Source organism: Novosphingobium sp. (assembly GCF_019748365.1).
Lineage (GTDB): Bacteria > Pseudomonadota > Alphaproteobacteria > Sphingomonadales > Sphingomonadaceae > Novosphingobium.
The window spans coordinates 79,027-87,024 of sequence record NZ_JAIEPN010000091.1; the positions used below are offsets into that span (position 1 = coordinate 79,027).

Sequence of the window (7,998 nt, forward strand, 5' to 3'; positions counted from 1 at the left end):
GTGGCCTATACCCTCATCACCGCGAACCGGAACTATTCGAGCTGGTCGCTGCGGCCGTGGCTCTTGATGAAGGCGCTGGGCATTCCCTTCGAGGACCGGCTGGAGCCCTTCACCAAGCCTTCGAACTACGACGAGTTCCGCGCCTTTTCGCCCACCGGGCAGGTGCCGGTGCTGCTCGATGGCGAGACGACGGTGTGGGATTCGCTGGGCATCGTGCTGTATCTCTCGGATCGGCACGAGGGTGTGTGGCCCACCGATCCCGCCGCCCGCGCCTTTGCGCAGTGTGCCACAACTGAAATGCACGGCGGCTTTTCGGCGCTGCGCAACGATTGCACGATGAACGTCGGCGTGCGCGTGCAGCCCCGCCCGATGCGCGAGGCGCTGCTGCGCGATGTGGCGCGTGTGCGCGAGATTTTCGAGGAGGGCCTTGCGCGCTTCGGCGGGCCGTGGCTGGCCGGCGAGGCCTTCACCGTGCTCGACGCGTTCTATGCACCGGTCGCGTACCGCATCCGGACGTACGGGCTCGACGTAGGTAAGGGACAGGCCTGGGTCGACCACGTAATCGCGCATCCTGCCATGCAGGCATGGGAAGCGGCGGCGCTGGAGGAAACGTGGCGGGAAGTGGGCCACGAGGAAGACCTGCTCTCCTGCGGCGCGATTACGGCGGACTATCGCAAGGCTTAGGCCTGATCGTCCGCCTTTTGGCGCGCGTTCAGCTCTGCCCAGAGACCTTCGGTGCCCGCTTCCATCGCGTGGTTCACATATTGGGACGCGGCGAGCCAGCCCTTGAACGGGCGCATCGAGGCGACGCAGCCAACAACAAGAACCGGCACCGAGGTTAGCGCATGGACCCACCACGGCGGATCGAATTTCACCTGCACGTAGACCACCACGAAGACCAGCGGCAGCGCGGTCAGGCACAGCGCGAAGAAGGCCGGGCCATCGTCCGTCTGCGCGTAGCTGAAATCAAGGCCGCAGCTGTCGCAGGTCTTGGCCAGCTTGAGCCAGCCCGCGAACATATGCCCCTCGCCGCAGCGCGGGCATTTGCCCTGCCAGCCGCAGCGCAGGATCCACGCAAGCTTCGGGTTGGAAATCAGCGCCATGAGATCGCCGTTAGACCTCGCGGCCGGCTCCCGCAATCGCTTAGTGATCAGCCGCTGCGGCCTGCATCGGCGCTCCGCCCATCGCTGGCTTGCCGCCCTTCACGAAGAACAGCACCGGGATCGAGGCCCAGCAGAGCAGGCCCATCATGTAGAAGTCGTTGAGGTAGCCGATCATCGCCGCCTGCTTGTTGACCATGCCATCGACCACCCGCATCCCGGCTTCAGACACGCCGCCAAAGGCCGTGATGCGGTCCAGATCGAACGGCACGCTCATGCGTGTGATCTGTGCGCCCATCTCGGCGTGGTTCACCTGGATGTTGCGTGCGAGCATGAAGGTGCACACCGCGATGCCGATCGAGGCGCCGATCGAGCGCATCAGGTTGTTGAGCCCGGCGGCATCGGTGCGCAGATCGGGCGGCAGGGTGGCGAAGGCGATCAGATTGATCGGCATGATCGTGAAGCTGATGCCCACGCCCTGGATCAGGCCGGTGACGAAGATCGGCTCCATCGGCATGTCTGGCGACCAGCCCGACATCAGCCAGAGCGACCAGCCCGAAAGCCCCATACCGATCGCGAGCGCGATGCGCGGGTCCATCTTCGTGATCCAACGCCCGAGCAGCGTGATCGTGACGAGCAGGCCGATCCCGCGCGGCGCGAGCAGCCAGCCGGCATCGACCGCCGGGTAGCCATAGATGCCCTGCAGAAGCCCCGGCAGCAGTGCCAGCACCGCCATCATCACGCAGCCGATCAGGAACATGAAGATCAGGCTGGCAACGAAATTGGCATCTGCAAACATGCGCCCCGGGAACAGCGGCTTGTCGGCAGTGACGAGATGGACAACCGCCATCCACGCGCTGCAGGCCCAGATCACGGCGTAAGTCACCACTTCGGCGCTGCCGAACCAGTCCTGCGAGGGGCCGCGATCGAGCATCAGCTGGAACGAGGCGAGCGCGAGCGCGACGAGCAGCCAACCGGTGAGATCAATCGGACGCCGAATCGCAGTCTGGCGTGGCAAGAGCCACCAGAGCACGAGGCCGGACGCGATCCCGATGGGCACGTTGATGAAGAACACCCAACGCCAAGAATAGCTTTCGGTGATGTAGCCTCCGAGCAGCGGCCCGGCGATGGGCCCGAGCATGACGCCTTGCGTGAACAGCGCCATCATCTTCGGGCGCTCCTCGGTGGTACTCGCATTGAGCATCACCGTCTGCGCGAAGGGCGAAAGGAACGCGCCGCCAATCCCCTGAACCACGCGGAATGCCACCATCTGCCCGAGGTTCTGCGCAAGGCCGCACAGAATCGAGGCCCCGGTGAAGGCCACAACCGAGAATGTGAAGACGACGCGGATGCCGAATCGGTCGACCAGCCAGCCGCCCAATGGCAGCACCACGGCAGAGGCGAGCACATAGCTTGTCAGCACCCAGCTGATCGTTTCCTGCGTTGCCGAAAGCGAGGCTTCCATATGCGGCAGCGCGACGTTGGCAATCGTGGTGTCGAGCACCTGCATGACCATCGCCGCCATCACCGCAGTGAACAGCAGCGGGCGGTGCTTCACCTGCCAGGCAGGCGGCTGGGCGCTACTTGTCGCCGACATGGACCGTCACGTTCGCACTCAGGCCGGCGATCAGCGGACGGTCACCGCTGGACGAATCGATGGCGATGCGCACCGGCACACGCTGGGTGACCTTGACCCAGTTGCCAGTGGCATTCTGCGCCGGGAGGACCGAGAACTCCGAGCCCGTACCCGCGCCGATGCTGTCGACATGGCCCTTGAGCTTGAGGCCGGGGTAGGCATCGAGCTTGACCTCTGCGGGCTGGCCGGGGCGCATATGGGCAAGATCGGTTTCCTTGAAGTTCGCCTCGACGCGGGCCCCGCCCTCGCGCACGATGGAGAGCATCGGCACGCCGGTGAAGACCATCTGGCCGATCTGCAGGCGGGTCACCTGCGTGACGCGGCCCGAGACCGGCGCGCGGACGACCGTGCGGGTGAGATCGAGCGCGGCCTTGGCACGGGTGGCCTGCGCGGCGGCGACTTGCGGGTTCTGCCCGGGCACCTGCGCACCGGTGGCGAGCTGGGCGCGCGCCTTTTGCACTTCGGCGGCGACCGAGGCGAGCCTGTCACGCGCGGCGGCGACAGCGTGCTGCGCCTCGTCCATGCGAGCGCGGGTGTTGAAGCCGCGATCGAGCAGCGCCTTCTCGCGCGCATATTGTGCTTCGGCGAGGGCGAGATCGTCACGCGCGCCGGCGATATTGGCGGCATTGGCGCCAACATCGGCGGAAAGCGCGGTGATATTGGCCTGCGCGCTGGCAATCTGCGCATCGGCCTGGCGGATCGCGACTTCGTAGCTGGTGGGATCGATCCGGAAGAGCACGTCGCCCGCCTTGACCTGCTGGTTTTCGCGCACGTTCACGGCGACGACGAGGCCGTTCACCTCGCCCGCGATCGAGACGATGTCCTGCTTCACATAGGCGTTGTCGGTCGAGACCTCACCGGGGCTGCCGAACCACCACACCAGCGCGCCGCCCACGATCAGCGCGGGGACCACCAGCATGGCAACCAGCCGCAGCCGCTTGTTGCGCACGGCCTTGCCGCGCTCCTTGGCGTTGGCTTCGACTTCGACGGGCTTGAAGGGATCGGCCTCAGCCATGGGCGAGCGCTCCTTCCTTGATCACCCGTTCCGGCGGGGTTTCCTCGAGCAGATTGGCGCGCACGCGCTCGAGCAGGGCAAGCAGAAGCGCGCTTTCATCGGGCGTGAAGCCCTGCTGCGCTTCCTCGAACACATCGGTGGCGCAAACGAACAGCTCATCGAGCAGCGGCGTGGCAGCATCGGTCAGGAACAGGCGCCAGGCGCGGCGATCGTTGGGATCGGCACGGCGCTCGACCATGCCGGATTTCTCCAACCGGTCGATCATGCGCCCGGCCGTGATCGCCTCCACTTCCAGCCACTGCGCTAGCGCGCCCTGATTCACGCCGGGGGTGCGGCGCAGCGCGGCGAGCATGCGCCACTGCGGGCCGGTGACGCCGAAGCGGCGGCTGACCACGTCGAAGCGCTTGCGCAGCAGGCGGCTCACGTCCGAGGTCAGGAAAGCGATATTGTTCTGCATAGCTACGCACATAATAGCTATGCTTATAATAGTCAAACTTGTCTAAAAGGGCAGGCCCTCCCCTTTGTTCCCTTCGACAAGCCAAATTCTGCCCGCTAAACCATGAGGTAAAGGGGATGGATGAATGGGCGAAGGGGTGCTTGGAACGGGCCCGGGCGGCGGGAGAGCGAGCCTGTCCTCACGCCTTGTCAAACGCGCGCTGCTGGGATTCTACCGGTTGCAGGGCTGGAAAGCGATCGGTGCGCCCCCGCCGGGCGGGCGCTATGTGATCATCGCCGCGCCGCACACCTCCAACTGGGATTTCGTGTACTTCCTCGGGCTCGTGAACGAACTGGGGCTCGATGCGCACTTTATGGCCAAGGAAAGCCTGTTCCGCTGGCCGATGGGCGGCTTCATGCGCGACATGGGCGGCATTTCGATCGACCGTTCGGCGCGGCACAACGTGGTCGACGCGATGATCGCCGAATTCGCGCGGCGCGACCGCTTCGCGTTGACCATCGCGCCGGAAGGCACGCGCAGCGCGGTCAACCAGTGGCGCACCGGCTTCTATCATATCGCGCTGGGCGCCGGGGTGCCGATGGTGGTCGGGCTGATGGACTATGGCCGCAAAGTGGGCGGGCTCGGCCCGGCGATCATGCCGACCGGAGACTACAAGGCCGACATGCAGCAGGTGGCCGAGATCTACCAGAGCGTGACGCCGAAGCATCCCGAGCGCGGGATCAAGGACTTTGCAGGGATGTTCAATGCTTGAAGGTCTGATTGTTAATGCCATCGCGCTTGCCGTGCTGATGGCGCTGCTGGCGCACACGGCGGCGAAGATCGGCGATGTGAGCTTCATCGACGCGGTGTGGGGCGCGGCGATGGCAGTGCTCGCGGTTTCAGCCTGGGCGCAGGCGGCGGAGAAAGGCCCGCGCGCCAGCCTGATCGCGGCGATGGCGCTGATCTGGGGGGCGCGGCTCGGCTGGCACCTTTACACCCGCTGGCGCGCGCATGGCGAGGACGTGCGCTACGCCCGGATGCTGGGCAAGGCGCGCAAGGCCGGCAAGTATGGCCGCGCCGCGGCGCAGGTCTTCGCGGTGCAGGCCGTGCTGCTCTATGTGACCTGCCTGCCCGCGCAGCTGGGCGTGCTGGCGTCCGGAAGCGAGGGCATCGGCGCGCTGGCCATGGCAGGCGGCGCGCTCTGGCTGATCGGCTTCGCGTTCGAGACCATCGGCGATGCGCAGCTGACTCGCTTCCGTGCCGATCCGGCGAACAAAGGCCGCGTCCTCGATACCGGTCTGTGGCGCTATACCCGCCATCCCAACTACTTCGGTGATGCCTGCGTGTGGTGGGGCATATGGCTCGCCGCAAGCGAGGCGGGCCTCACCGTGGCGCTGGCCTCGCTGGCCGGGCCGCTGTTCCTGACGTTCACCCTCACCCGCTGGTCGGGCAAGCCGCTGCTCGAGAAGGGCCTCGTCCAGCGCCGTCCCGACTATGCCGAGTATGTGCGCCGCACATCGGGGTTCATTCCTTGGCCACCGAAGCGGTAACCGCGCCCATCAGCCGCCCGCGTCAATAGACCGCGCCTCACGCGGCACATCGACCACGGCCTTGCTGCGAAACAGGGCTTCGAACGCCTCGATATCGGTCGGTCCGGTGACCTGATCGCGCCCCGACTTGAAGACCGTGAAGCCATCACCGCCAAGCGCGAGGAAGCCGTTCAGCGTCACACGGTAGCTCGCGGCGGGATCGAGCGGTTTGCCGTTCAGCGTGATCGCCGTGATCCGGCTGCCGACCGGTTGGCGGCGATCATAGCGATAGACGAGCCCTGCCGAGGGCGCGAGGACCTGCTCAGGACCGTTCGCATCGAAGCCCTGTTCGAGCGCGGCCTTGATTTCGGCGCCGGTCAGGGTTTCGGTGACGAGTGCGTTGCCGAAGGGCTGGGCGAGATAGATATCGCCGAACGTGACGGTGCCGTCTGCCGCCGGAACCAGCGGAGCGCGGACGCCGTAGGGGTTCATGAAGGCGAGCTGGGCACCGGCGCTGCGCGTCGCGGCCAGCTGCGCATCGGCGATCAGATGCGCGAGCGGCCCGCCGGTGCTGCCTGCGGGTGCCTCGCCCCGGTCCGCCGGCCCCGACAGCTTGCCCACCGGGCGGGTGGCATAAGCCTTTGACGCATCGACATAGCGCTTGATATAGTCGGCGATATCCGCGCGCGGCGCATAAGCGGGAACGAGCGACGAGAGCGCCATCGGCCCCTTGGCCGAAGTGAACGGCTGCGACTGCACGATGAGGTTGCGTGCGCTGCGGCTCACGACACGGTGCTGCACGGGATCGATCGTCAGCGTGATCTCGGTCAGTTCCTTGCCATAGAGCCCCGCGCTGGTCAGCAACACCTTGCGCGCCGGATCACTGGTCGGCAGCTCGCAGATATAGTCGGCATGGGTGTGGCCCGAGACGACCAGATCGACAGCGGGTGACATGCGGGCAAGGATCGGCTGGATCTCGCCGGCAAAGCCGTTGCAGCCATTGGGATCGGGAGCACCCGCCTGCTTGCCGCCCTGGTGGATCAGCACGACCACGGCATCCGCGCCCTTGGCTTTCAGCTTGGGCACCTCGGCATTGATCGTGTCCGCCTCGTCGGCAAAGGTCACCTCGGCGATTCCCGCCGGATTGACGAGCATCGGCGTGCCCCTGAGCGTAAGGCCGATCACCCCGACTTTCACCTGGCGCTCGCCGCTGCCGAAAGTGCGGATCGCGCTGGCCGGGAAAAGTGCCGTGCCCCCGGCCGTGAGCGTGCTGGCGGCCAGATAGCGGAAACGTGCCCCGGCAAATTGTTCGAGCTGGCAGGGCTCGCGCACAGTGAGCTTTTCGCAGCCGCCCATCTGCATGCGCAGCAGTTCCCGTGTGCCCCGGTCGAACTCGTGATTGCCGACCGCCGCATAGTCGAGCCCGAGGCGGCTCAGCGTTTCGATCGAGGGTTCGTCGAGGAAAAGCGAGGATGCCAGCGGCGAGGCGCTGATGAGATCACCCGCCGCGACGGTGAGCGAGTTGGGATGGCGGGCACGCAGCGAATCGAGCGCGCTGGCCAGCCACGCCGCACCACCAGCCGGGACCTGTGCAGTGCCGCCCTGCCCATCGGGCACGGCGACGCTTTGGCGCGGGGGTTCGAGATTGCCGTGGAAATCGTTGAAGGCGAGGACGGCGATCTCGACCGGCGCCGCTGGCGGCGGTGCCGACGCGACGATGATCCCGGTGCGCGGCGCGGCGCAGGCCGAGAGCAGTGCTGTGAGCGCAAGAGCGCCGCCGATGGCTCTGTGGCGGCGCGGGTTGCCCATCATCGTCATGCAATAGTCTTCCCTGCCCATCTCAACACCAAACCGGACTCGATCAAATGCCTGAACCTAGATTGAAACCCGGCCCGGCAATGCCTAAAATGCGCTATAGCCCTCTCAGGCGACAGGATCATAACATGCCGCGCGCGCAGTCCGATATTGAAGCCGGTCAGGAACGACTGGTCGTACTTGCCTGTGCGCTCATCGAAGAGCGCGGCGGGCAAGCGCTTACCATGCAGGAAGTGGCCGCCCGCGCAGGCATTTCTCCCGCGCAGGTGCTGCGCTATTTCGAAAGCCGGGAGGCGCTGCTGGAAGCCGTGGCGGAATACTGGTTCCGCCCCAAGGTTGCGATCATGGAAGAAGTGGTCGCCAGCGAACTGCCGCCCCGCCGGAAGATGTACGAATTCTTCGCACGCCGCTTCGTCATGCTCCGCGATGCCTACCGCGCCGATCCGGTCGCGCACGAGATGTACGTC

At 66.1% G+C, this 7,998-nt stretch carries 9 protein-coding genes; 4 read left to right on the forward strand and 5 right to left on the reverse strand.

All coding sequences use genetic code 11. From position 1 onward, the window contains the following. Positions 1-684, forward strand: coding sequence for a glutathione S-transferase family protein (locus K5Q19_RS11625; protein WP_292945160.1), 684 nt, complete (start codon positions 1-3; stop codon positions 682-684). Here the strand turns inward: K5Q19_RS11625 and K5Q19_RS11630 are convergent. The 4 genes from K5Q19_RS11630 to K5Q19_RS11645 are packed head-to-tail and all read right to left on the reverse strand — an operon-like array spanning position 681 to position 4,220. Further along, on the reverse strand, positions 681-1,103 hold the full coding sequence (locus K5Q19_RS11630; protein WP_292945162.1) for a DUF983 domain-containing protein: 423 nt from the start codon (positions 1,101-1,103) through the stop codon (positions 681-683). The two genes, K5Q19_RS11625 and K5Q19_RS11630, sit on opposite strands and share 4 nt — an antisense overlap. A gap of 40 nt (positions 1,104-1,143) precedes the next feature. Then, on the reverse strand, positions 1,144-2,697 hold the full coding sequence (locus K5Q19_RS11635) for a DHA2 family efflux MFS transporter permease subunit (RefSeq protein ID WP_292945165.1): 1,554 nt from the start codon (positions 2,695-2,697) through the stop codon (positions 1,144-1,146). After that, the gene (locus K5Q19_RS11640; RefSeq protein WP_292945168.1) at positions 2,681-3,751 is read right to left on the reverse strand and encodes an HlyD family secretion protein; all 1,071 of its coding nucleotides are present in this window, start codon (positions 3,749-3,751) and stop codon (positions 2,681-2,683) included. Before K5Q19_RS11640 ends, K5Q19_RS11635 begins: the two co-directional genes overlap by 17 nt. Beyond that, on the reverse strand, positions 3,744-4,220 hold the full coding sequence (locus K5Q19_RS11645) for a MarR family transcriptional regulator (protein ID WP_292945171.1): 477 nt from the start codon (positions 4,218-4,220) through the stop codon (positions 3,744-3,746). The genes K5Q19_RS11640 and K5Q19_RS11645 overlap by 8 nt, the downstream gene beginning before the upstream one ends. Positions 4,221-4,332: 112 nt before the next feature. Here K5Q19_RS11645 and K5Q19_RS11650 point away from each other — a divergent pair, with 112 nt between their 5' ends. Together K5Q19_RS11650 and K5Q19_RS11655 are read left to right on the forward strand one after the other, a co-directional pair. Further along, the gene (locus tag K5Q19_RS11650) at positions 4,333-4,959 is read left to right on the forward strand and encodes a lysophospholipid acyltransferase family protein (protein WP_292945174.1); all 627 of its coding nucleotides are present in this window, start codon (positions 4,333-4,335) and stop codon (positions 4,957-4,959) included. After that, entirely contained in the window at positions 4,952-5,737 is a 786-nt protein-coding gene (locus K5Q19_RS11655) for a DUF1295 domain-containing protein (protein ID WP_292945177.1), read from the forward strand. The genes K5Q19_RS11650 and K5Q19_RS11655 overlap by 8 nt, the downstream gene beginning before the upstream one ends. Before the next feature lie 9 nt (positions 5,738-5,746). Here the strand turns inward: K5Q19_RS11655 and K5Q19_RS11660 are convergent, their stop codons facing one another. After that, positions 5,747-7,534 carry a bifunctional metallophosphatase/5'-nucleotidase gene (locus K5Q19_RS11660; protein ID WP_292945179.1) on the reverse strand — a complete coding sequence of 596 codons (1,788 nt, stop codon included), beginning with the start codon at positions 7,532-7,534 and terminating at the stop codon, positions 5,747-5,749. A gap of 125 nt (positions 7,535-7,659) precedes the next feature. On the opposite strand from K5Q19_RS11660, the gene K5Q19_RS11665 reads away from it, so the two are divergent. After that, positions 7,660-7,998: TetR/AcrR family transcriptional regulator (locus K5Q19_RS11665; protein ID WP_292945182.1), on the forward strand; the 339-nt coding region annotated here is incomplete at its 3' end.

Coding starts and splice junctions, on each gene's coding strand:
- K5Q19_RS11630 (WP_292945162.1), bottom strand. CDS start 1,103: ATGGCGCTGATTTCCAACCCGAAGCTTGCGTGGATCCTGCGCTGCGGC.
- K5Q19_RS11635 (WP_292945165.1), bottom strand. CDS start 2,697: ATGTCGGCGACAAGTAGCGCCCAGCCGCCTGCCTGGCAGGTGAAGCAC.
- K5Q19_RS11640 (WP_292945168.1), bottom strand. CDS start 3,751: ATGGCTGAGGCCGATCCCTTCAAGCCCGTCGAAGTCGAAGCCAACGCC.
- K5Q19_RS11645 (WP_292945171.1), bottom strand. CDS start 4,220: ATGTGCGTAGCTATGCAGAACAATATCGCTTTCCTGACCTCGGACGTG.
- K5Q19_RS11650 (WP_292945174.1), top strand. CDS start 4,333: ATGGGCGAAGGGGTGCTTGGAACGGGCCCGGGCGGCGGGAGAGCGAGC.
- K5Q19_RS11655 (WP_292945177.1), top strand. CDS start 4,952: ATGCTTGAAGGTCTGATTGTTAATGCCATCGCGCTTGCCGTGCTGATG.
- K5Q19_RS11660 (WP_292945179.1), bottom strand. CDS start 7,534: ATGACGATGATGGGCAACCCGCGCCGCCACAGAGCCATCGGCGGCGCT.